At 62.1% G+C, this 22,819-nt stretch carries 23 protein-coding genes; 13 read left to right on the top strand and 10 right to left on the bottom strand.

Annotated elements, in window-relative coordinates:
- The first annotated feature begins 7 nt into the window (after window positions 1–7).
- Both chrA and HDIA_RS15080 read left to right on the top strand, forming a co-directional pair.
- Window positions 8–1,234, top strand: a complete 1,227-nt coding sequence (chrA, locus tag HDIA_RS15085; protein WP_099558931.1) for a chromate efflux transporter — start codon at window positions 8–10, stop codon at window positions 1,232–1,234.
- 124 nt (window positions 1,235–1,358) lie between these two features.
- On the top strand, window positions 1,359–2,180 hold the full coding sequence (locus HDIA_RS15080; RefSeq protein WP_099556910.1) for a sugar phosphate isomerase/epimerase family protein: 822 nt from the start codon (window positions 1,359–1,361) through the stop codon (window positions 2,178–2,180).
- Window positions 2,181–2,189: 9 nt separating this feature from the next.
- On the opposite strand, the gene HDIA_RS15075 is transcribed toward HDIA_RS15080, so the two are convergent.
- Window positions 2,190–3,200 (bottom strand): CorA family divalent cation transporter, encoded by a 1,011-nt coding sequence (locus tag HDIA_RS15075; RefSeq protein ID WP_099556909.1) that lies wholly within the window; start codon window positions 3,198–3,200, stop codon window positions 2,190–2,192.
- A gap of 183 nt (window positions 3,201–3,383) precedes the next feature.
- Here HDIA_RS15075 and HDIA_RS15070 point away from each other — a divergent pair, with 183 nt between their 5' ends.
- From HDIA_RS15070 to HDIA_RS15050, 5 genes are all read left to right on the top strand, one after another.
- The gene (locus tag HDIA_RS15070) at window positions 3,384–5,258 is read left to right on the top strand and encodes an ABC transporter ATP-binding protein (RefSeq protein ID WP_099558930.1); all 1,875 of its coding nucleotides are present in this window, start codon (window positions 3,384–3,386) and stop codon (window positions 5,256–5,258) included.
- A gap of 363 nt (window positions 5,259–5,621) precedes the next feature.
- Entirely contained in the window at window positions 5,622–6,167 is a 546-nt protein-coding gene (gene petA, locus HDIA_RS15065) for a ubiquinol-cytochrome c reductase iron-sulfur subunit (RefSeq protein WP_099558929.1), read from the top strand.
- A gap of 26 nt (window positions 6,168–6,193) precedes the next feature.
- Window positions 6,194–7,471, top strand: a complete 1,278-nt coding sequence (locus tag HDIA_RS15060; RefSeq protein ID WP_099556908.1) for a cytochrome b — start codon at window positions 6,194–6,196, stop codon at window positions 7,469–7,471.
- Window positions 7,472–7,499: 28 nt separating this feature from the next.
- Window positions 7,500–8,363, top strand: coding sequence for a cytochrome c1 (locus HDIA_RS15055; protein WP_099558928.1), 864 nt, complete (start codon window positions 7,500–7,502; stop codon window positions 8,361–8,363).
- Window positions 8,364–8,494: 131 nt separating this feature from the next.
- The gene (locus tag HDIA_RS15050; RefSeq protein WP_099558927.1) at window positions 8,495–9,373 is read left to right on the top strand and encodes an S-methyl-5'-thioadenosine phosphorylase; all 879 of its coding nucleotides are present in this window, start codon (window positions 8,495–8,497) and stop codon (window positions 9,371–9,373) included.
- 28 nt (window positions 9,374–9,401) lie between these two features.
- Here HDIA_RS15050 and HDIA_RS15045 read toward each other — a convergent pair whose 3' ends face one another.
- The gene (locus tag HDIA_RS15045) at window positions 9,402–10,577 is read right to left on the bottom strand and encodes a sensor histidine kinase (protein WP_099556907.1); all 1,176 of its coding nucleotides are present in this window, start codon (window positions 10,575–10,577) and stop codon (window positions 9,402–9,404) included.
- Window positions 10,578–11,153: 576 nt separating this feature from the next.
- A complete protein-coding gene (locus HDIA_RS25605; RefSeq protein ID WP_162292590.1) occupies window positions 11,154–11,420 on the bottom strand; it encodes a hypothetical protein in 267 nt (88 codons plus the stop codon).
- Between the two features lie 60 nt (window positions 11,421–11,480).
- On the opposite strand from HDIA_RS25605, the gene HDIA_RS15040 reads away from it, so the two are divergent.
- Complete coding sequence (locus HDIA_RS15040; RefSeq protein ID WP_425432951.1) at window positions 11,481–12,677, top strand: MFS transporter; 1,197 nt, start codon at window positions 11,481–11,483, stop codon at window positions 12,675–12,677.
- Between the two features lie 7 nt (window positions 12,678–12,684).
- On the opposite strand, the gene HDIA_RS15035 is transcribed toward HDIA_RS15040, so the two are convergent.
- The 4 genes from HDIA_RS15035 to epmA are packed head-to-tail and all read right to left on the bottom strand — an operon-like array spanning window position 12,685 to window position 15,097.
- Window positions 12,685–13,278, bottom strand: a complete 594-nt coding sequence (locus HDIA_RS15035) for a YdeI/OmpD-associated family protein (RefSeq protein ID WP_099556906.1) — start codon at window positions 13,276–13,278, stop codon at window positions 12,685–12,687.
- A gap of 30 nt (window positions 13,279–13,308) precedes the next feature.
- Window positions 13,309–13,635, bottom strand: a complete 327-nt coding sequence (locus tag HDIA_RS15030) for an Rdx family protein (protein ID WP_099556905.1) — start codon at window positions 13,633–13,635, stop codon at window positions 13,309–13,311.
- A gap of 22 nt (window positions 13,636–13,657) precedes the next feature.
- Window positions 13,658–14,014 (bottom strand): hypothetical protein, encoded by a 357-nt coding sequence (locus HDIA_RS15025; RefSeq protein WP_099556904.1) that lies wholly within the window; start codon window positions 14,012–14,014, stop codon window positions 13,658–13,660.
- A gap of 33 nt (window positions 14,015–14,047) precedes the next feature.
- Window positions 14,048–15,097: an EF-P lysine aminoacylase EpmA gene (epmA, locus tag HDIA_RS15020; RefSeq protein ID WP_099556903.1), complete on the bottom strand. Its 1,050-nt coding sequence runs from the start codon at window positions 15,095–15,097 to the stop codon at window positions 14,048–14,050.
- Window positions 15,098–15,269: 172 nt separating this feature from the next.
- On the opposite strand from epmA, the gene efp reads away from it, so the two are divergent.
- The gene (efp, locus tag HDIA_RS15015; protein WP_099556902.1) at window positions 15,270–15,839 is read left to right on the top strand and encodes an elongation factor P; all 570 of its coding nucleotides are present in this window, start codon (window positions 15,270–15,272) and stop codon (window positions 15,837–15,839) included.
- A gap of 204 nt (window positions 15,840–16,043) precedes the next feature.
- On the opposite strand, the gene HDIA_RS25390 is transcribed toward efp, so the two are convergent.
- The 3 genes from HDIA_RS25390 to HDIA_RS15005 form a co-directional block, all read right to left on the bottom strand.
- Entirely contained in the window at window positions 16,044–17,468 is a 1,425-nt protein-coding gene (locus HDIA_RS25390) for a hypothetical protein (protein WP_157775673.1), read from the bottom strand.
- A 170-nt stretch (window positions 17,469–17,638) separates the two neighbouring features.
- The gene (locus tag HDIA_RS15010; RefSeq protein WP_099556901.1) at window positions 17,639–18,076 is read right to left on the bottom strand and encodes a MaoC family dehydratase; all 438 of its coding nucleotides are present in this window, start codon (window positions 18,074–18,076) and stop codon (window positions 17,639–17,641) included.
- Window positions 18,076–18,540, bottom strand: a complete 465-nt coding sequence (locus HDIA_RS15005; RefSeq protein WP_099556900.1) for a MaoC family dehydratase — start codon at window positions 18,538–18,540, stop codon at window positions 18,076–18,078. The genes HDIA_RS15010 and HDIA_RS15005 overlap by 1 nt, the downstream gene beginning before the upstream one ends.
- Before the next feature lie 513 nt (window positions 18,541–19,053).
- On the opposite strand from HDIA_RS15005, the gene mraZ reads away from it, so the two are divergent.
- The 4 genes from mraZ to HDIA_RS14985 are packed head-to-tail and all read left to right on the top strand — an operon-like array spanning window position 19,054 to window position 22,687.
- On the top strand, window positions 19,054–19,533 hold the full coding sequence (gene mraZ, locus HDIA_RS15000) for a division/cell wall cluster transcriptional repressor MraZ (RefSeq protein WP_099556899.1): 480 nt from the start codon (window positions 19,054–19,056) through the stop codon (window positions 19,531–19,533).
- A complete protein-coding gene (rsmH, locus tag HDIA_RS14995) occupies window positions 19,530–20,567 on the top strand; it encodes a 16S rRNA (cytosine(1402)-N(4))-methyltransferase RsmH (RefSeq protein ID WP_099556898.1) in 1,038 nt (345 codons plus the stop codon). The genes mraZ and rsmH overlap by 4 nt, the downstream gene beginning before the upstream one ends.
- Entirely contained in the window at window positions 20,564–20,965 is a 402-nt protein-coding gene (ftsL, locus tag HDIA_RS14990; protein ID WP_099556897.1) for a cell division protein FtsL, read from the top strand. Before rsmH ends, ftsL begins: the two co-directional genes overlap by 4 nt.
- 3 nt (window positions 20,966–20,968) lie before the next feature.
- Entirely contained in the window at window positions 20,969–22,687 is a 1,719-nt protein-coding gene (locus HDIA_RS14985; RefSeq protein WP_099556896.1) for a peptidoglycan D,D-transpeptidase FtsI family protein, read from the top strand.
- Window positions 22,688–22,819 lie beyond the last annotated feature (132 nt).

The following is a 22,819-nucleotide window of genomic DNA, read 5'->3' as shown; positions in this document are numbered from 1 at the left end:
AGGCATGATGAGCGCGGGTGACGAAAGCCTTTCCGAGGCGGGAAAGACCGAGGGTTCGGCACTTGAGGTTTTTCGCGTGTTCCTCAAGCTCGGGCTTACGTCATTCGGCGGGCCGATCGCCCATCTCGGCTATTTTCGCGACGAACTGGTGATCCGGCGCAAATGGATGGACGAGGCCGGCTATGCCGACCTGATCGCGCTCTGTCAGTTCATGCCGGGCCCGGCGTCGAGCCAGGTGGGCTTTTCGCTCGGCGTCCTGCGCGGCAACGGCCTCGCGGGTGGGCTGGCGGCCTGGTTCGCCTTCACCATGCCCTCGGCCCTCATCCTGCTCGCCTTCGCGCTGGGGGCTTCCGCCTTCACCGGCCCGGTGGCGGAAGGCGTTCTCCACGGCCTGAAGCTGGTCGCCGTCGCGGTCGTCGCGCAGGCGGTCTGGGGCATGGCGAAGTCTCTCACGCCGGATCGGGAGCGTGCTGCCATCGCGCTTGCCGCCGTCGCCATTGTCGTCTTCATCGGCGGCACCTTCGGCCAGATCGGGGCGATCGCGCTCGGCGCCGTCGCCGGGCTTCAATTCTGCAGGGCGGAGGTGAGTGCATCGCCCGGCCGACTTGCGTTTCCGGTTTCGCGCCGAAACGCGATTATTGCGCTTGGGTTCTTCGCGATTTTCTTCGTGATCCCGCCTCTGGTGGCCGTGGCGACCAGTTCCCCGGCGCTTGCCCTGTTCGATGCCTTCTACCGCTCCGGCGCGCTGGTTTTCGGCGGCGGCCACGTCGTGCTGCCGTTGCTGCAGGCCGAGGTCGTGGCGCCTGGATGGGTCACGAATGAGTCCTTCCTCGCGGGCTATGGTCTGGCGCAGGCGGTTCCGGGGCCGCTCTTCACCTTCGCCGCCTATCTCGGCGCGGCCATGGCGCCGGCGCCGAGCGGTGTTGCGGGATCGGCCATTGCGCTTGTCGCGATCTTCCTGCCGGGCCTGCTGCTTGTCTACGGCATGCTGCCCTTCTGGGATGCCTTCCGGACGCGGCCCAGCGCGCAAGCCGCCATGCGCGGGGCGAACGCCGCCGTGGTCGGTATCCTCTGCGCGGCCCTCTACAGCCCGGTCTGGACCAGCGCCGTCCTGTCGCCCCGGGATTTTGCGCTGGCGCTTGCCGGTTTCCTGCTGCTCACGGTCTGGAAGATGCCGCCGTGGGTGGTGGTCGTGGTTCTCGCGGTCGGCGGAACGTTGCTTTCGCTGGTTTGAGCCCTGGTTGGGGCAATGGTTCGAGGCGATGGGAATGAGGCGGCTTTCACAAAGCCGTTTTACGGGCGCGCTATCAGGGGAAGATCGAGTCTCTTCCGTATCTCCCTGAAAAGGTTTCCTCCTCATGACTGTTACGCTGCCCGTCATCGGCGCCTGCCTACCCGTCGAGACCATAGCCGAGTATCGCGACTGGCTGTTCGAGAAGGATCGCGATCTTGAGCTTCAGAGCTTTCACAAGGCCGAAGTTCTGAACGGCGACTGGACGCCGATCGCGGACGAGGCCAAGCGGCTCCTCGACGGGCACAAGGGCCGCATCGGCATTCACGGGCCGTTCTGGGGCTTTACCATCAACTCGCTCGATCCCGATGTGCGCCGGCTGGTGGAACGGCGCCTGATGCAGGGGCTCGATGTCTGCGACTACATCAAGGGCACCCATATGGTGGTGCATTCGCCCCTGACCGCCTGGGACTACAACAACTCCGGCAACTATGCGGACAGCTGGAGCCCGGTGCTGGAGGCGACCCACGACACGATGAAGGCCGTGGTCCGGCGCGCCGAGGACCTGGGCGTTGCTCTCGTCATCGAGAATATCGACGATGTCGATCCCTCACGCCGGCGTCTTCTCGTCGAGAGTTTTCAGTCCGACGCCGTGAGGCTCTCCGTCGATACGGGCCACGCCCACTATGCGCATGGCAGCAACGGCGCCGCGCCGGTCGACTATTTCGTCAAGGACGCCGGCGCTCTGCTCGAACACGTCCATCTTCAGGATGCCGATGGCTATGCCGACCGGCACTGGGGGATCGGCGAGGGCACAATCCGCTGGCACGCGGTCTTCAGGGCCATTGCCGAACTGCCGCAAAAGCCACGCCTTGTTCTGGAATTGCGCGACGCGGCGAAGATCCCAAGCTCGATGGAATTTATCGCGGAGAACGGCCTCGGCCAGTAGACGGTCGCCTTATCGCCGCCGGCCGAAATGCAGCATGCCGGCGCGGATCATCAGCCAGCCGACGAAGGCGCCGGAGGCGATGGCGATCAGGAGAGCGACGAGCGTGCCGTGGGCGAAGCTCACGAACGGCAAGCCCGGCGTGTTCATGCCGAAGAAGCCGGTGACGAGGGTCGGCGGCAGCAGCAGACCGGAAATGACGGAGAGCACGAAGAGCAGCCGGTTCATTTCCCAGGAGAGCTGCGTGGTGATCTCTTCCTGCACGAGTCTTGCCCGGTCCTGAAGCGAGGTCACCTCAAGGTCCAGGATGTTCAGTTGCTGGCCGACCCGGTTGGCGGCGGCCTCCATCCCCTCGGGCAGTGTTTCGATGGCGTCGTCGTCGAGACTTTCGGCAAGGCTTGTCGCCGAACGCAGGTTGCGATGGACGGAGACGAGGCGGCGGCGGATGCGGCCAAGGCGCTGGCGCTCGTCGTGGACCTTCTCGTCGAAGACGCCGTCCTCGATGTCGTCGATCTCGTCGGTGAGGCTTGCCACCATCTTGACCGCTTCGGCGTGGAAGGCGTCCATGACGGCGGTGAAGAGGGAAGCGGGACGCTCGAGCGCGATGCCGTTCCTGATCGCCCCGTGGATGGCGGAAAAGGACCTCAGCGGGCGGATGCGCGTGGTGATGACGATGCCCTTGCCGACGGCGAGGTGGAAATAGCCGATCGGCGCGGGCTCTTCCTCGCTCTTTTCAAAATCGGCCTCAAAGCCCGGCAGCACGCCGTAGACATAGCCCTCGCCGGACGACAGCATGGAGCGCAGTTCGCGCTGAAGCAGCGTCGTCGTCACCGACTTGGGAAGGCCGAGCCGCTCCAGGAACCCGGGCAGACGGATATCGGTGACCGACAGGTGCAGCCAGAGGAACCCGCTCGGCGGGATCGCTATCTCGCCGAAGGTGCCGCTGAGCGGAGCGCAGTGGCCCGCGCTGTCGAAGCGATAGGCCCAGACCAGACCCGGAATTTCGTCCGTGATGGGATCCATGGCTGCATGGCGATCTCGATCCAACCCGGGACCTCGCTCTCTCTGTCACAGTTTTGGGTCGACGGCTGCGGAGGCCAAGAAGCAAAGCCCGTGATCCCTGTGCCTGCATAGGTCCTCCGGGCGCCGGGATCAATTCCCCTTGCTCCCCTGTTCCCGGCCCAATTCGATGCTAAATTGAACGACATGCACAAGATTTTCAGCGTCTTCGAATCCCTGATCGATCCTTTCCGGCTTCCCGAGCGGCAGGTGCCCATCCGCCCCGGAACCGGATTTGTCGCCTTCGCGCTCTCGATCATGAAGGAAATCTGGCCGGTGATCCTGGGGCTGGCCTTCTTTTCGGCGGTCGCGTCCACGTTGGAGGTGTTCATTCTCTGGTATGTCGGGCGGCTGGTCGATCTTGCCACGCCGGACAACAGGGCCGAACTTTTCGTGACCCACTTCTGGGACATCGCCGGTTATGTCGCGCTGCTCCTTGTCGGTCGACCGGTGCTCGGTTTCGTCCAGCTTCTCTTCCGCAACCAGGCCTTCGGCGCTTCTGTCGGCACGCTCGTTCGCTGGCGGCTGCATGCCTATGTGTCGCGTCACTCGGTCGGCTATTTCCAGAACGATTTCGCCGGCCGGATCGCCGCCAAGGTCGGGCAGGCCGGCAATGCCTTCCGCACCATCGTGCGCATGACCACGGACCAGATCTGGTCCGTGGTGGTCTATATCGTCGGCACCGGCGTCATGCTGGCGTCGGCCGATCCCTGGCTGGTGCTGCCGATCTTCCTGTGGCTTGGCGCCTACGCCATCTTTCTCCGGCGCGCGCTACCGCTGAAGCGGGACAATGCCGGCCGCCTCGCCGAGGCCATCTCGATCTTCAACGGCCGCCTCGTCGACAGCTACACCAATCACCAGACGGTCAAGCTCTTCGCCGGCCAGGAACGCGACGACGGCTATATCCTCGACGCGATGCAGAACGGGCTGGAGCGTTCCTACGAGCAGTTCCGGCTCTCAACGGGCATGTCGCTAACGCTCTGGATCATCAACGGGGCGTTGATTTCCGCCGTCACGCTGATGGCGATCTGGTTCTGGCAGAGCGGCGAGATTTCGGCCGGCGCCATCGCCGGCGCCATCGCCATGCTCTCGCGCATCCATGCCCTGTCTCAGATGACGATGGGCAACCTCTCCGATCTCTACGAGGCAATCGGCACGATCGACAACACTCTGGAGACGCTGGTCGTCCCGCACCAGGTGGTCGACGCGCCGGACGCAAGGCCGCTGGCGCTGACCGCTGGCGAGATTCGCTTCGACCACGTGCGCTTCCACTATGGTCGCGGTTCGGGCGCGGTGGAGGAGGTGGCCCTCACCATCCGGCCGGGCGAGAAGATCGGCCTCGTCGGGCCTTCAGGGGCCGGCAAGTCGACGCTCGTCAACCTGCTCCTGCGCTTCCACGACGTGGAGGGCGGGGCGGTTCTCATCGACGGCCAGGATGTGCGCTCGCTGCGGCAGGATACACTGCGGGATGCGATCGCGGTCGTTACGCAGGACACTTCGCTGCTCCACCGTTCGATCCGCGACAACATCAAATACGGCCGGCCGGAGGCCACCGACGAGGAGATGATCGAGGCGGCACGGCTCGCCTCGGCGGACGGGTTCATTCAGGGGCTTGTCGATGCACGCGGCCGCAAGGCCTATGACGCCCACACGGGCGAGCGGGGCGTGAAACTCTCCGGCGGACAACGCCAGCGGATCGCCATTGCCCGGGTCCTGCTCAAGAACGCGCCGATCCTCGTCCTCGACGAGGCGACGTCGGCGCTCGATTCCGAGGTCGAGGCGGCGATCCAGGACAGTCTTGCGGTGCTGATGGAAGGCAAGACTGTTATCGCCATTGCGCATAGACTTTCGACCATCGCGCGCATGGACCGGCTGGTCGTGCTGGACAAAGGTCGAATCGTGGAAACGGGCACGCATGGCGAACTGATGCGCAGCGGCGGGCTCTATGCGCGCCTCTGGGCCCGGCAGACCGGCGGTTTTCTGGGTGCGGACATGGCCGTCGACGTTCACGCCGCGGAATAGGCGCTTTTCGCCAGGGCAGGCAATTTGTTCGCCCACCTTGGGATTTTGACGGAATTGTGCCGAATAGACGATTGTTCTATGCCCCGGTCTCGGACATAAATTTGTTTGGGACTTTTCGAGAGAAGCCTGCACGGATCTGGACAGAGTCTCAAAAGGGTGCAAGAAAAACGCCCATCTGGCAGCGGGGGGACAAGGTCTGTCAGGCCTTAAGCTTTCTCCGTTCCCAATACGATCTGAACGAGGGTTGCTGCGGTTTCACAAAACGGCGGCAGGGAGGCCTTGGCCGACGTCGGTGGTTCTCGACGATCAGTCCGGGGCGAGGATTGAGTGCGAAAGGAGCCAACCTTGGCTGCGACCAGCGACATGGCTGAACCAACCCGCCGGGATATTCTTTATATTGCCACTGGAGCCGTCGGCGTTGTTGCGACGGCCGGTGCCATCTGGCCCTTTATCGACCAGATGAACCCTGATGCGTCCACGCTCGCGCTGGCCTCCATCGAGGTCGACATCAGTGCCATCGAGGCCGGCCAGTCGATCACGGCCAAATGGCGCGGCAAGCCCGTCTTCATCCGCAACCGGACGGAAAAGGAAGTGGAGGAAGGCAAGGATGTGCCCTTGGCCGAGTTGCGCGACACCAACGCGCGCAACGCCAACCTGCCCGATGGCTCCGAGGCGACGGATGAGAACCGCGCTGCGCCGGGACAGGAGAACCTCCTCGTCATGATCGGTGTCTGCACCCACCTCGGCTGCATCCCGCTTGGCCAGCAGGGCGATTTCGGTGGCTGGTTCTGCCCCTGCCACGGGTCGCACTACGATACGGCCGGCCGCATCCGCAAGGGGCCGGCGCCTGAGAACCTGCATATTCCGGTCTATTCCTTCGTGTCCGACACGAAGTTGAAGATCGGTTGAGACGAGACGGGCGAGGGAGTTTCAACATGTCCGGTCATTCGACCTATGAGCCGAAGACGGGGATCGAGAAGTGGCTGGAAAAGCGACTTCCGATCATCAGCTTCATGCACGATACGGGTGTCTCGTATCCGACGCCGCGCAACCTCAACTATTTCTGGACCTTCGGCGCGATCCTGACCTTCATGCTGGTCGCGCAGATCCTGACCGGCGTCGTGCTGGCGATGCACTACACGCCGCATGTCACCCTTGCCTTCTCGTCGGTCGAGGGCATCATGCGCGACGTCAACTACGGCTGGCTGCTGCGCTACATGCATGCCAACGGCGCGTCGATGTTCTTCATCGCGGTCTATATCCATATCTTCCGCGGCCTCTACTACGGTTCCTACAAGGAACCGCGCGAGGTGCTGTGGATCCTCGGCGTCGTGATCTTCCTCCTGATGATGGCGACCGCCTTCATGGGCTACGTGCTTCCCTGGGGCCAGATGAGCTTCTGGGGCGCCACCGTGATCACGAACCTCTTCTCGGCGCTCCCGATCGTCGGCGAGCCGATCGTGACCTGGCTCTGGGGCGGCTTTGCGGTCGACAATCCGACGCTCAACCGCTTCTTCTCGCTGCACTACCTGCTGCCCTTCATGATCGCTGGCGTCGTCGTCCTGCATATCTGGGCGCTGCATGTGGTCGGGCAGAACAACCCGGCGGGCATCGACATCAAGTCGGACAAGGATACGGTGCCGTTCACGCCCTATGCGACGGTGAAGGACCTGTTCGGCATCGTCTGCTTCTGCCTCTTCTTCGGCTGGTTCCTCTTCTATCAGCCGAACTTCCTCGGCCATCCCGACAACTACAACATGGCCAACCCGCTCTCGACGCCGGCCCACATCGTGCCCGAATGGTACTTCCTGCCGTTCTACGCGATCCTTCGGGCCATCCCGGACAAGCTGTTCGGCGTCATCGCGATGTTCGCATCGATCGCGGTGCTGGTGTTCCTGCCCTGGCTCGACACGTCGAAGATCCGCTCGGCCACCTATCGTCCGCTCTACAAGATCTTCTTCTGGATCTTCGTGGCCGACGCGGTTTGCCTCGGTTACATCGGCTCGCGTCCGCCGGAAGGTGGCTACATCATCGCGGGTCAGCTCCTGACGACCTACTATTTCGTCCACTTCCTCGTGATCCTGCCGCTGCTCGGCTTCATCGAGACGCCGAAGCCGCTACCGGCTTCCATCGCCGATGATGTTCTTGCCAAGCACGGCGGCGGCGGAGGGCATCCCGCCGGAGCCGCGGCCAGCCCCGAGACTCGTGGTTGAGGAAGGACGGATGATGAAAGAGCATACGATGAAAAAGACGTTCATCCGCCTTGCCCTTGCCTCGGTCATGGGGCTCGGGCTTGCCGGTGGCGCCCTGGCCGCGGAGGAAGGCGAAGGTGGCACAGCCCACTATCCGCTGAAGCATCCGGAGTATCAGGACTGGAGCTTCGCCGGTGTCTTCGGCAAGTACGACCAGGCGCAGTTGCAGCGCGGCTTCAAGGTCTATCGGGAGGTCTGCGCGGCCTGCCACAGTCTTGAACGTGTTGCCTTCCGCACGCTGGAATCGCACGAGGGGCCCGGCTTCACCGAGGAGCAGGTGAAGCAGATCGCTTCCGAGTACGAGGTCACCAACGCCGATCCGGACGAAAACGGCGACATGTTCCAGCGGCCGGCCAAGCCGTCGGACCATTTCCCGCTGGTGTTTCCCAACGACGTGGCGGCCGCCGCGGCCATGGGCGGCGCCGTGCCTCCGGATCTTTCCCTGATCGCCAAGGCGCGCGCGGTGGAACGGGGCTTCCCGTGGTTCGTCTTCGACATGGTTCTGCCGTATCAGGAGCAGGGGCCGGATTATATCCATGCGCTGCTATCCGGCTACGAGGATCCGCCCGCGGGTGTCGAAGTGCCGGAAGGCACCTACTACAATCCGCATTTCATCGCGGGCATTTCGCTGAAGATGCCGCCGCCGCTGGCGCCGGATCAGGTGGAATACACGGACGGCACGCCGCAGACGGTCGACCAGTATTCCAAGGACGTCTCGGCCTTCCTGATGTGGGCAGCCGAGCCGCATCTGGTGGCGCGCAAGGAGATGGGCTTCCGGGTGATGATCTTCCTCGCGATCTTCGCCGTGCTGCTCTATCTGACGAAGCGCCGCATCTGGGCCGACGCCCATTGAGCAGGCGGTTCCTGTGATGCAGTTTGATGCCCCGTGCCGGCTTCGGCGCGGGGCATTTCGTTTGTGAGGACAACTACGGGCGATCGTCTCGATCGGCGAGAGAGATGGTCTCCGGGACGGGAACGGCGGACATGACAAGAACCATCCTCGGGATCATCGGCGGCTCCGGGATCTACGACCTGCCGGGTCTAAGCCATGCCGAATGGCAGGAGGTGGAAAGCCCGTGGGGCGAGCCGTCCGACGCGGTTCGCGTCGGCATGATCGACGACCTGCAAGTGGTGTTCCTGCCGCGCCACGGCCGCGGGCACCGGTATGCGCCGAGCGACATCAACTACCGCGCCAACATCGACGTGATGAAGCGCATGGGCGTGACGGATCTCGTGTCTGTTTCCGCCGTCGGCTCGCTGAAGGAGGAGCTTTCGCCCGGCACCTTCGTGCTCGTCGACCAGTTCATCGACCGCACCTTCGCACGCGAGAAGAGCTTTTTCGGCAAGGGCTGCGTTGCCCATGTCTCGCTGGCCCATCCGGTCAGTCCGCTGCTGGTCGAGGCGATCGCGGCCGCGGCAAGGGCGCAGGACATCCCGCACAAGCAGGGCGGAACCTATCTGGCGATGGAGGGACCGCAATTCTCCATGCTCGCGGAGAGCCACCTCTACCGGCAATGGGGCTGCGATGTCATCGGCATGACCAACATGCCCGAGGCCAAGCTCGCCCGGGAGGCGGAGATTTGTTACGCGGGCGTTGCCATGGTGACGGACTACGACAGCTGGCACGAAGACCATGGCGCCGTCGATGTCGCCACGATCGTGAAGACGCTTCACGCCAACCGCGACAAGGCCCAGGGCCTGCTGCTCCAGCTCTGCAAGGCGTTGCCGCGCGAGCATTCGCCCTGTCCTATCGGATCGGACCGGGCGCTCGACTTTGCCATCATCACGGCTCCGGAGGCGCGCGATCCGGCACTTCTGGCGCGGCTTGACGCGGTCGCCGGCAGGGTGCTGAACGCTTCCTGATCGGGGAGTGCCGGGAGGCTTCCGGCGATTACTGCCGCATGCGGACGAATTCGACCTCGTTGCGCGGCAAGGTGAAGGCAAAGCTGGCGCCTTCCTCCGGCTGGTCGTCTTCGAGCCAGATGCGTCCACCGTGGCTTTCGACGATCTGGCGGCAGATGGCAAGACCCACGCCAAGACCCTCGTAGGTCTTTTCATCGCGATGTAGGCGCCGGAAAATCTCGAAAATGGCTTCCTTGTAGTCCGTCGGGATGCCGATGCCGTTGTCGGAGACGACGATCGCGCACTGCTGGTTGACTTCCTTGGAGGTGATGTACACCCGGGCCGGCTTGTCGCCGCGGTATTTCAGGGCATTCGACAGGAGATTCTGCATCAACCGCACGATCAGGGCCCGTTCGGCATAGATCTCGGGCAACCCGTCGGTCGTGATCTCGCCCTGTGCCTCCTCGATCTGGAAACGGAGCAGGTCCCTGACCTCGTCGACGATGCTGTCCAGTTCCACCGGGCCCGCCTTCACGTTCGTGTAGGCAAAGCGTGAAAAGTCGAGCAGGCTCTGCACCATCCGCCGCATCTGAATGGCGCCGCGCTCGATCACCTCGACATATTCCTTCGCGGTGTCGTCGATGCCGTCGCCGAGAACTTCCCTGAGCAGGCCGGCATAGATGCCGACATGGCGCATGGGTGTCTGCAGGTCGTGGGCGACGATGCTCGCGAAACTGCGCAAGGCTTCGTTCTTGTTCTTCAGGTCCGCGTTGACATCGCTCAGTTCCTCCGCGCGCCGCAAGTCGGTGACGTCGACATGGGCGCCGAGAAGGCGGGTGGGCCTGCCGGCATCGTCCCGGATCACGATGCCGCGGCACCGGACCCAGACCGTCGAGCCATTCTTGTGGAAGTAGCGGACGACCTGATCGTAGGGGTGGTTCGGATCCTCGATGTGGCGGCGCAGGTTCTCGCGCGAGAGAATGAGATCGTCGGGGTGGATACGCGCCATCCACCAGTCGCTCGAATACTCGATGTCCTCGTCGCCATAGCCGAGCAACTGCTTGTAGCGGTCGCTCATCCATTCGTGGCCTTCGTTGATCAGGTCCGAGTACCAGATGCCGTCCAGCGAGCTGATTTCGAGAAAGCGGAAGATGCGGTCGTCCTGCCGCATCAGCGTATAAAGCTCGTCTTCCAGATAGTGGCGCTGCTTTTCGGGCGTCGGCATCGCTTAACCTTCTGTCAAATGCAGATCGTGGCTGTACGCTTCGGCGGCTGTCTGCGCCCTGAACACCATCTCAGTGCCTTTTGCGAACGGGACACCAGCATCGCGCGTCCGCCTTCGGGCATTGTCCCAAGCACTGCGAATCACAATCCATGGTATGCGAATCTCGTGGCTGGCTTGCGAATGGTACTTACATCAGCCTGCGGGGAATTTGGGGAGCGGCGTGATGATCATGAACGCATTTTCTCTCTCTCCTGCATTTTCAGGCCGAGTCCGAAATAACTCTGTCAATTCAATGACATATCCGTTTACGCGCGTCGGGCGACTGCCGCAATGACCGACAGCTCCGGCGCATCGACGGTCCCTGGAGAATTCGGCCCCCGCCCTGATACAATTCATCCTACCTGTTGCAATTGTGCGAATTTCTCTAGTTCAATTTGCCGATTGTTTCAATCATTTTACTTCATTGCCGGGCCGATGATCCTTCGATCACTATTTTGTGTCAGTCGGTTGGGTGAGATCGAACAAAAAATACTGGAACGATCCCAAGAACTGTGATCCGCTCCGCGGCTTGCGCGCTTATATGTTGTTATTGTGCTTTACATGGCTCGCTGGTTGTTCGTAGGCTGCTCGCATCAGCAGGCCTTCGACCCGGGAGTGCCAGACGGGGTGCGCGAACGCCGCTGATGCACCCATTAAGCCATTGGGATTCAAAAGGGCTTTGTGCCTCAATACGTCGATTGACGCATTGACCAGGTTGCATTGCACCTCTGCGCTGCCGGCCTTGCCGAAACCGGCTTTCCAATCCATAAGGTTCACTTTCATATTTATGCGACTGGTCGCCATCAGGCCGGCCGGTGCAGGAGCCGTCCCACCTTGTCCAAGAGTCTCGCCCAGCCGTCTTCGTTGCCGTCGTCGAGCGAGACGACCTTCTTCATCATCGGCGCGCTCAGTTTTTCGCATCTGCTGAATGACATGATGCAGTCGCTGCTGGCTGCGATCTATCCGGTCCTGAAGACGAGTTTTGCCCTGGACTTCGGCCAGATCGGCCTCATCACCCTCGCTTATCAGGTGACGGCCTCGCTGTTGCAGCCGGCGATCGGCCTTGCGACCGACAAGCGCCCGCTACCCTATGCGCTGGCGGTCGGCATGGGCTTCACGCTGGCAGGACTTCTCATGCTGTCGATGGCCCACGGGTTCCCGGCGCTTCTGGCTGCAGCCGCCCTCGTTGGCGTCGGTTCGGCGGTGTTTCATCCCGACGCCTCGCGGGTGGCGCGACTGGCCTCCGGCGGACGGCACGGGCTTGCTCAATCTCTGTTCCAGGTCGGAGGCAACATCGGGCAGGCGAGCGGCCCGTTGCTTGCCGCCTTCGTGGTCGTCTCTGGCGGACAGGGCAGGGTGGCCTGGTTCGCCATCGCGGCGCTCGTCGGCATGGTCGTTCTCGGCATTGTCGGGCGCTGGTATTCGGATCACCTGAAGGACCTTCGGGCGCGGCCTCGCCCCGTCGCGGCCGAGCCGGACCTTCCGCGCGGTCGTGTGCTGCTGACGCTCGGCGTCCTTTGCGGACTCGTCTTCTCGAAATTCGTCTACATGGCGAGCTTCAATTCCTACTACACCTTCTATCTCATTGAGACTTTCGGCCTCTCGATCCGCGATGCGCAGCTTCACCTCTTCCTGTTCCTCGGCGCCGTTGCGGCCGGGACCGTGGCGGGCGGAACGCTCGGCGACCGCTTCGGGCGCAAGATCGTCATCTGGGTCTCGATCCTCGGCGTCCTGCCCTTCACGCTGATGCTGCCTTATGCCGATCTCTTCTGGACGAGCACCCTGACCGTCGTCATCGGGCTGGTGCTTGCCTCGGCCTTCCCGGCCATCGTGGTCTATGCGCAGGAACTGATGCCGGGCCGGGTCGGCATGGTCGCAGGCCTCTTCTTCGGCCTCGGTTTCGGCATTGCCGGCATCAGCGCCGCGCTGCTGGGGGAACTTGCCGACTGGTACGGCATCGCCTTCGTCTACCGAGTCTGCGCCTTCCTGCCGGCCATCGGCCTGATCGCGGTCCTGCTGCCGGACCTTGAAGGCAGCCGCCGTCCGAAAACGGCGGCCTGACGCGGTATCAGTTGGTCAGGCCCTTTCCGCCCAGGATTTTCGGCACGCACTTGTCGATCCTCGATAGTCGCGTTTGGTACTGCTTAGGCGAGGCAAAGTGCAGAAGGTAAGCTCTCTGCCGTCCGGGCGTGAGGGCTTCGAACGCTGCTTTCAGGTCCGGGGCCTCGTTCAACCTGACCCGAAACTCTTCCGGCATCGGAAATTCGGCCGTCTTCTTGAAGGCGACCTTGAGGCCGGCCCTTTCCACCTCGACGGCCCTTTTCACATAGTCCGAGAGCGTCGAGCGCATCGCCTCGATGTCCTGCGCGGCGGTGAAGCGGATCTGCCGCGCCGCCTGCACATTCTCCGTCTGCCGGACCAGAATGCCGGCGGGGTCGTCCATCAGGGCGCCCTTGAAGAAGAGAAGGGCGCAATAGTCCTTGAAGCCGTGCATCAGGACGACGTTCGACGTCCCGAGCCGGTAGCAGGGTTGGCCCCATTTGACGTCTTCCGTCAGATCGCTGCCGAGCAGGATCGTTCTGAGGATTTCGAATTCCTGCCGCCACGCCTCCTGCCGGCCGAGGTAGGCGTCGACCTCGGGATTTTTGTTGTCGTCGGTCATCGTGCACTTCTCCAACGATATGTTCGCCCTCTATGCGTGCGAGCCCCCATCTTCCCCGGCGGCCGGGCCTTCCTTGTGGTCGACGTGGCCAAGGTCACGGTCCGGATCGATGAGGTTGCGGATGCGCCGCTTCAGTTCGGCCGCATCGGGAAAGCCGCCGTCGCGCTTGCGCTCCCAGATGAGATTGCCGTCGCAGTGGACCTCATAGATGCCGCCAGTGCCGGGAATGAGCGTTACCGCGCCGACTTCCTCGGAGAATGTATGGAGAACCTCCTGCGCCATCCAGGCAGCGCGCGGCAGCCAGTGGCACTGGCGGCAATAGGCGATGGTGACTGTGGGCTTTTGTTCCGAAGACATGACCGGTTTCCTTCGCGTGGACTTACGAGATCAGACGGCCGGGAGCCGCCTCGATGGCGTCGACGGCAATGGCGATCGAACAGCCAATCGTGGTGAGGACGAGGCCGACGACGAACGACCGCCGCGCGCGGCCATAGACGCTCAGCCTCAAGCTGTCCGGTGACAGGAGAATATGGATCGCCAGGACCTGGAGCGCCGTGCCGGCGATGAGCGGCACGAGAGCAAAGACGTCGAGCACGTCCCAAGGCACGGGATTGGTTGCCCAGCGGGTGATGAAGCTCAGGGAGAAGCCGGAGACGATGCCGACAGCGGTCACGGAACCGTTGCGAAATGTCGGGTCCAGCCGTGTTTCGATCTCATCGGTGTCTGCGTTGTTCATGTCGGTCTCCGCGATTCCAGCCAACAGCAAGCCCTAATCCTTGAGAGGCGTCCAGACCACCTGATCGATGCGGGTGGCGCCGGTCGCCAGCATCACCAGCCGCTCGAAGCCGAGGGCGATGCCGGACGACGGCGGCATATGGGCCAAAGCCCTTAGAAACTCCTCGTCGAGCGGATAGCGCTCGCCGTAGACGCGCTCCTTTTCGTCCATCTCGATTTCGAAGCGGCGGCGCTGCTCGGCCGGATCGGTGAGTTCGCCGAAGGCGTTGGCGAGTTCCAGCCCGCAGGCATAAAGCTCGAAGCGCTCGGCAACGCGCGGATCGGCGGGCAGGGGGCGGGAGAGGGCTGCCTCGCAGACCGGATATTCGCACAGGATCGTGGCGCGGCCGATGCCCAGCGTCGGCTCGATCTTCTCGACAAGAATGCGGCTGTAGATGTCGGTCCAGCTATCGTCCGGCGTCACGCGAAAACCCTTTGCCTCGGCTTGCCTTGCGAGAGCGTCACGGTCGGGTTCGGCCGCCGGGTCGTCGGTCAGGGTGCCAAGAAGATCGATGCGGGCAGTCTTCAGGAATGCACTGGCGACGCTGAGCCGCTCGGGCTCGGCGAAGGGATCGCAGGCAAGGCCGCGAAAATGAAATTCCGTGATGCCGGTCGTCCGCGCGGCAAGGGCAAGGAGGGCGGCGCAGTCGTCCATCAGCGCCTCGTAGGGCGCGTTCGCCCGATACCATTCCAGCAGCGTGAACTCGCTCTGGTGGGACGATCCGCGCTCGCGATTGCGGAAGACGCGGGCGAAATCGAAGATCCTCTCCTCGCCGGCTGCCAGCAGCTTCTTCATCGAAAATTCCGGCGAGGTGTGGAGATAGAGCCGCTGCTCTTCAAGATCCGGCGTCACCCGCGTCGTGGCAAAGGCATGCAGATGCGCCTCGTTGCCGGGGGAGACCTGCAGCGCGCCGCATTCGGTCTCGACGAAGCCCTGATCCTCGAACCAGCGGCGGATCGCGGCCTTGATCCGCCCGCGCGCCAGCAGGAAGGGGCGGCGGTCGGCATGGATGTCGGGCGTCCACCAGGGTGAGGCTTCGATCATAAAAGGCTTCCCTTTCGGGGCTGAAAATGCAAGAGGAGTGCGCAATCGGTGGCCCTAGATCTTCGGGCGGTTCGAACGACGCTCATATGAATGCATATGACCGTGAACCGACCCGTCGTGCGCCACCATCGGAATTCAGCCTTTAGGGCAAAGACAGAAACGAAGGCAAGTCATGGTCAAGGTGATCGCGAGCCAAGTCCGCAAGGGCAATGTCCTCGAAGTCGACAATCAGCTCTACGTCGTGCTGACGGCGGAGAACTTTCACCCCGGCAAGGGCACGCCGACGACGCAGATCGACATGCGCCGCATCTCCGACGGGGTGAAGACGACGCAGCGCTACAAGACGACCGAACAGGTCGAGCGTGCCTTCATCGAGGACCAGGACTTCAGCTATCTCTACAACGACGCCGACGGCTATCACTTCATGAACATGGAGAGCTACGAGCAGATCGCGGTGCCGGAAGACGTGATCGGCGACCAGAAGGTCTGGCTGCAGGAAGGCATGGTTTGCCGCATCAGCCGCTTCAACGACCTGCCGATCTCGGTGGAACTGCCGGCGCGCGTCGTCTTCGAAGTCGTCGAGACCGAGCCGACGGTGAAGGGCCAGACGGCCGCCTCGTCCTACAAGCCGGCGATCCTCGACAATGGCGCCCGCACCATGGTGCCGCCGCATATCGGCACCGGCACCCGCGTGGTGCTGATGACGGAAGACGGCTCCTACGTCGAACGCGCCAAGGACTGAGCAAGTCAGTTCGTCACTTCAGCGTTGAAAATGATGCACTCTGTCTGGCCGGATCGGCGAGGCAGAGGTGGCTTGTCTAGCGAAAGCATAGATGCGCTGAATGCACTGTTTGGGTGCATAGGACGGCGATCGGATGGTCGTTTAAGCCTCAGTTTCACAGAATTTAAGCCTGTTGTTTAACCGAATTGAAAATGCTGTAATCGATCAAAGTCTTGAGGCTGATGGTGGTCTGTACATGGCTTCGACAACACAGTGCTTTATTTGATATCCGGTCTTGCTGTTGATCTCGGAAACTTCTTTGTAAATGTCATTCAACCTTTGAATGTCGGAATCTGTAAAGGCGATAATAAGAAATCTTCCAATCTGAATTTCTTCGGCTTCGAGATATTTTGGCAATTGCTTCTTTAATCCGGACCAAAATTTTGAATTCTTGGCCAGTTTCATTTCTATTAGTGCAGTAAATTCTGATCCTTGTGAAATCTTAAAATCAACAGGTCCGCGGCCAATATTGACTTCTGGCGAGACGTCTATGTTGTTTGCAATGCAGTAGTGCCGCACTATTCCAAGAAATAGACGCTGACAGGCACTTTCGCTTTTGCTATGACCGTCATCGTTATGTAGTAACTCCCATCCTCCATGATTTTCTACGTAATTCTTGAATATGCTCAATAATCTATCTATAAATTCTGGAAAGTCGGAACTATCATTGAAACTCAAGTTTACTGGATTTTTCTCAACAAAATTTTTCGATTCATTGTACCATTTGACAAGGCCTTTTGGATCTCTGTCAAAATCATATGGGGCGCCTCCTATGCGCTCCAAAAATCTTATGTATTCTTCCACTGACTCATAGTCTCTCAATGCTTTTTCTAATATTACTTCCTTTTTTACGTTTCGGCTTATTTCTTGTCCAAGTTCTGTCCGGAGTTCTTGCGCGCTTTGATCGTAGCAATACCCCCAAAAATCATCGGGATTTAATGTCGGCATGGGGCGAAGATATTCTTTTGGAACTAGCAGAATTTGCCTATTGCTAAATGGATTGATTGGCGCATCGACTTCAATGCGTTCCCATCGCTGTGTCTCAATATTAAAGCGGCCTCTCAAGTGGGGGTGTTTCTTAGTTGGTATGCTAAGTTCGTCACATATCAATTTTGTATAATTAGCAAAACGATGCCGCAGAATATTTCCAACAGCATCAGAAATTGTGTCCTCTGCAATCCCCTCTTGGAAAAGTTGTATTGTTTCGAAGTGATCAGGATTTGCCAAGCCAAATAGAATTGCTCTATGGAAAGCATCGGCAATCAACTTCGCTTTGCCTGCTGCAGCCCCAGATCCTCGTGTGCCTGAGGCGGTCAATCCGAGACAGAATTCTTCGACCTCTGGAGTACCGAGTATCGATATAGCCTTGTTCCACGGTAGTGCTCGTTTCTGCTCTCCAGCATCCGCTACTAGTTGAAATGCTGTTTCATAAAAAGCAATGAGTTCCGCGTGTGCCCCAGTAAACGGGCCGAATTCAGCTTGGAAGATCAAAAAAGGGTCGATGTACAGCTTCGTATCAAGCGATAGAAGTGGATCGAACCAAGGTTCGTCGCCCTTTAGGTCGATCTTGAAGGCTTCCGAGAACAGCACGTCGCCATCCGATGTCGAGAAATTTGTTTGCGACTATAAATTGTTCTTGGGCGGTTGCAAAGCTTTGCATCGCTATGGATGCCGCAATAGAATCTAAATGATGCTGATCGATATAGGTGCTTTCCTCAGGCAACAGGTGCTGTGGTGAGGGGGCTGGTGTTCCCAAAAATTTAAGCAATGGGCACCAGTACCGTGCTTTCCATTTCAAACACACGGACGCCGTTCTGGTTGTCGGCGTGGCTGAAGACCTCGATGAGCGCCCAGCCCGGGCGGGTCTTCATCTCGCGCTTCGAAGTGACCTCGTTGAAGAACTCCAGCGTGTCGCCGACGTAGACCGGCTTCATCCAGCGGATCGCCTTGGTGCCCGGGGAGATGCCGGAAAAGCCGCCGTTCTTGCGCGTGTTGGTGATGGTAAGCCGCATCCAGACCGAACAGGTGTGCCAGCCGGAGGCGCAGAGCGCGCCGAAGTGGGAGGCGCGGGCGGCGGCCTCGTCCACATGGAAGGGCTGGGGATCGTATTTCTCCGCGAAACGGATGATTTCCTCGGCCTCGAATGTGTGGGAGCCGACCTTGACCGGAACGCCGAGCTCGATTGCCTCAAGTCCCATCAGCCGGCCCTCCCCATGATGACGGTGCAGAGGAACGACATCACGCGCTCGCCGCGCTGGTTGACCATCTGGAGCTTCATGTCGACATAGCCGCGGTCGGTGCGCGAGGCGGAGGGGCGGACGCCGGTGATCTCGTAGCCCGCCGTCAGCGTGTCGCCGACGAGCACGGGCTTCAGCCATTTCAGATCCTGAATGCCGCCGGATCCCATCGAGCGGGATATGTTGAGGAGGTTTTCAGCCATCAGCCGCATCATCATGCTGCCGGTGTGCCAGCCGCTTGCCGCATGGCCGCCGAGCGGGCTTGCCTTGCCGGCCTCTTCCTCCAGGTGGAAGGGCTGCGGGTCGAACTGGCTGGCGAATTCCACCACCTCGTCATGGGTAACGTCGACGGTGCCGAGCGTTCCGCTCTCGCCGGCCGTGAAATCCTCGAAGGCCCGAAGCGGGGCCGCCGGTGTGTCGGTCATGCGGTCTTCCTGTCCTTCGGCCGTCCGGCTGGCGCCCGGCGGCCGTTCATCTCGTCAGTGAGCCTTATGTTCTCCGCGCACTTTCTCCGCAACCGGGCGCGGATGCAAGCGCCGGGCGGGCAGGGGAGCGCGCGGCATCGCGGCGCACAAGTCCTGCCTCAATTCGTAAACAGGACGTCTCATTTTGAATCAAGTTCGCGCCCTTCCGAAGCCGATGCCAACGGTTTGTTAAGCTTAACGGTGTTTCAATGGGGTAAGCCCGCCAATTGCGGCGGGATGGTCCGGCTGGTTCCATTGACGCCCATGTATGCCCATGTTATCCCAAGCCATCCTATTCGCATGGCGGACATTAACCGCAATTTTCCGCGGTTTCCGGCGGTGCTTCAGCACCGGCGCAGCCCCGTTGTTGCCGCATGGGAGCGGAGGGCGGGCGATCGCCGTTCCGTCCGTAGGCTTTGCGATTTGCCCCGGCAGGATGTGCCGGGCGGCGATTTGCGTTTTGCGTGGGACCTCATGAACGGCTTCGTTTCCAGCTATACCAACAGGATCGATCGCAAGGGGCGGGTTTCCGTCCCCGCCGCCTTCCGTCAGGTGCTGGCCGCCGACGGGTTCGAGGGGCTGCACTGCTATCCGTCGCTGGATTTTGCCGCGCTCGACGCCGGCGGCAATGGGCTGCTTGGCGAGATCGAGCGCCAGCTTTCCGGTTTCAAGCCCTTCAGCGAAGACCACGATCTTCTGTCCACCGCCTTCTATGGCGCATCGGCGCATCTGTCCTTCGATGGCGAGGGGCGGGTGATGCTAACCGACGAATTGCGCGAGATGGCGGGCATTGCCGACGAGGTCTCCTTCGTCGGGCTCGGCTACAAGTTCCAAATCTGGGAGCCAGGCCGCTTCCGGGAGCATCGCGAAACGGCGCGCCGTCGTTTGCTGGCGCTACGCCGCGCGGACGGGCGACAGGCCGAGGCTTCGCCTGCCGGGGAGGGCGCGGCATGACCGATCCCGTTCTGGCAACTGCATCCGACGAGCGTCATGTTCCGGTACTCCTCGACGAGGTGCTCGGTGCACTTCAGCCGCTCGACGGCGCGAGCGTTATCGACGGCACCTTCGGGGCCGGCGGCTACACCCGCGCGATCCTCGCCGCTGGTGCGGGCCGCGTTATTGCCATCGACCAGGATCCGACCGCGATCGCCAACGGGGCCGACCTCGTCGCCTCGTCCAGCGGGCGGCTCGATCTCGTCCACGGCCGCTTTGCCGACATGGAAGCGCATGCCGAACAGTGCGGGCTTGCCTCCGTCGACGGCATCGTGCTCGACATCGGTGTCTCCTCCATGCAGCTCGATCAGGCGGACCGGGGCTTTTCCTTCCGTTTCGACGGACCGCTCGACATGCGCATGAGCCGCGAGGGGCCGTCCGCCGCCGACGTCGTCAATCAACTCGACGGGCGCGACCTGGCGCGGGTGATCTCGGTGCTCGGCGAGGAACGGCGCGCGGGACAGATCGCCCGGGCGATCGTGCGCCGCCGCGACAACGCTCCGCTGGAGCGCACGGCGGATCTCGTTTCGGTCATCGAGAGTGTGCTCGGGCAGAAGCGGTTCGGCGAGAGCCATCCGGCGACGCGCACCTTCCAGGCGATCCGTATCTACGTGAACCGCGAGCTCGACGAACTCGGCCTTGCCCTTGCCGCCGCCGAGCGGCTGCTTGCCGAGGGCGGGCGTCTCGCGATCGTTTCCTTCCATTCGCTGGAGGACCGGATCGTCAAGCGTTTCCTGCAGGAGCGCAGCCGGACGAGCGCGCAAGGCTCGCGCCACATGGCCGATGTCGCCGTCGCGCCGCCGACCTTCGAGATGCGCAAGCGCTCGGGCATCGAACCCTCCGAGGTCGAGGTTGCCCGCAATCCGCGCGCCCGTTCGGCGCGGCTGCGCTTTGCCGTGCGCACGCCGGCACCGGCGCGTGCCCTTGATCTTGCCGACCTCGGCGTTCCCCAACTTCCCGAATTGCCGATGGCCGCATCGGCGCGAAAGGCATGAGCGACGTCATGAGCCGGATCGTCAATCTTCTGCTGGTCTGCCTGATGGTGCTCGCTGCCGCCGCCGTCTACGACATGAAATACGAGGCGGAGGCCGCGGCCGAGCGCGTGAGCGCGCTGGAACGCGATGTCGCCGCCGAGCAGGAGCGGATCAGCCTGCTGAAGGCGACCTGGGCCGCGCTGACCCGGCCGGAGCGCCTGCAGGAACTCGTCACACGGCACCAGGACACGCTGCATCTGCAGCCGATGGATCCGTCCCAGCTTGCCACGATCGCCGACATTCCAGACGCCAGCATCATTGCCGGCGCGGGCGCCGAGGCGAGCCAGAAGGACGACGAGATTGTCACGGGCTCCGTCCGCCGGGCCCCGGAGCCTCCCGAACCGGAGGTGGAGGACTAGGATATGGCGTTGCGTCTCAAGAGCCTTTTTCCCGGCAAGAGCCGGTCCGGCAATGCGAAGCCCGCAGGCCGCCGTCGCGGTATCGGCGACGTCACGCGGGGACGTGTCGTCTTCGCGAAGGGTGCCTTCGCGCTCGTCTATGTGGTTATCGCCGGCCGGCTGGTTCTCCTCGGCTTCGCGCAGGAGCCGAAGCCGTTGATGGCGCCGGCCAGCGAGATCGCGGCCGCCCGCCCCGACATCCTCGACCGCAACGGCGTGATCCTTGCGACCGACATCAAGACGGCCTCGCTGTTTGCCGAGCCGCGCCGCATCGTCGATCCGGACGAGGCCAGCGAGAAGCTCGCCACCGTCTTTCCTGACCTTGGCGACGAGAAGGTGCGCAAGCGCCTTGCCTCCAATGCCGGCTTCCAGTGGCTGCGCCGGGAACTGACGCCCGAACAGCGCGACAAGGTCTTCAACCTCGGTCTTCCCGGCATCGGCTTCGTCAGCGAAAACAAGCGCTTCTATCCGGCCGGCAACTCGACGGCCTATGTCACCGGTCACGTCAACATCGACAACAAGGGCATTGCCGGTATCGAGAAATACATCGACGACCAATGGCTGGGCGACCTGCATCAGCTCGGCTTCGCCTCGACGCCGAACCTGGAGCCGATCACGCTGTCGCTCGACGCCCGCGTCCAGCATGTCGTTCACGACGAGATCTCGCAGGCGATGGAGCGCTACCACGCCATCGCGGCCGCCGGGATCGTGCTCGATGCGCACACCGGCGAGGTCATCGCCATGACGTCGGTTCCCGACTACGACCCGAACGATCCGGCCCAGGCGCTCGATCCGAACCGGCTCAACCGGTCGTCGGCGGCCGTCTACGAAATGGGCTCGACCTTCAAGCTGTTCACGACGGCGATGGCGCTTGACGATGGCGCGATCAAGATCACGGACACGATCGATGCCTCCAAGCCGCTCAGGGTCAGCGGGCGCACGATCCACGATTTCCACGGCAAGTACCGGCCGCTGTCGGTGCCGGAGGTGTTCATCTACTCCTCCAACATCGGCACGGCGCACGAGGCGATGCGGGTCGGTGTCGACGGACAGAAGGATTTCCTCGGCCGGATCGGACTTCTCGACAAGGTGCAGACCGAACTTCCGGAGATCGCCGCGCCGCTGCTGCCGCGCCGCTGGACGGAACTGACGGGCATCACCGTCTCCTTCGGCCACGGCATCTCCGTGTCGCCGCTGGCAACGGCGGTCGCCGCGGCGGCGATCATGAACGGCGGCTATCTCATCGAGCCGACCTTCTTCCCGCGCAGCCGGCAGGAAGCCCAGGCGATGGCCAAGCGCGTCGTCAACGAACGCACCTCGAAGGAAATGCGCTATCTGATGCGGCTCAACGTTGAGGACCGCAGGGGCTCGGGCAAGCGGGCGGACGTGCCCGGCTATTTCGTCGGCGGCAAGACCGGCACGGCGGAGAAGGTTGTCAACGGGCGCTATTCCAACGACAAGCGCCGCAATGCCTTCCTCGCGGCGTTTCCGATCGACGATCCGGATTACATCGTGCTTGTGGTGCTGGACGAGCCCCAGAAGGAAGAGGGCGCCTACAGCGCGGTCGCGGGCCTCAATGCCGCGCCGACCGTCGGCAACATCATTCGCAGGGCCGCGCCGATGCTCGGCGTCATGCCCCGCTACAACAGTGACATCGACCGGCTCATCGACGCGAGTTTCTAGGTGGGAGAACCAATTTTCGAGGGACGGCAAGATATGCGATCGCCATCCCGAACTCTGACCTTGAACGTGGATCGTTTCTTTCTTTGGAGAATCGTCCAACCGTTTGTAGAAGCCTTCGTATTCCTTGCCGCG

Origin of the sequence: Hartmannibacter diazotrophicus, from assembly GCF_900231165.1 — a bacterium.
Taxonomy (GTDB): domain Bacteria; phylum Pseudomonadota; class Alphaproteobacteria; order Rhizobiales; family Pleomorphomonadaceae; genus Hartmannibacter; species Hartmannibacter diazotrophicus.
Note: the sequence above shows the minus strand (reverse complement) of the source record. Positions and strands in the feature narration are given on the sequence as shown.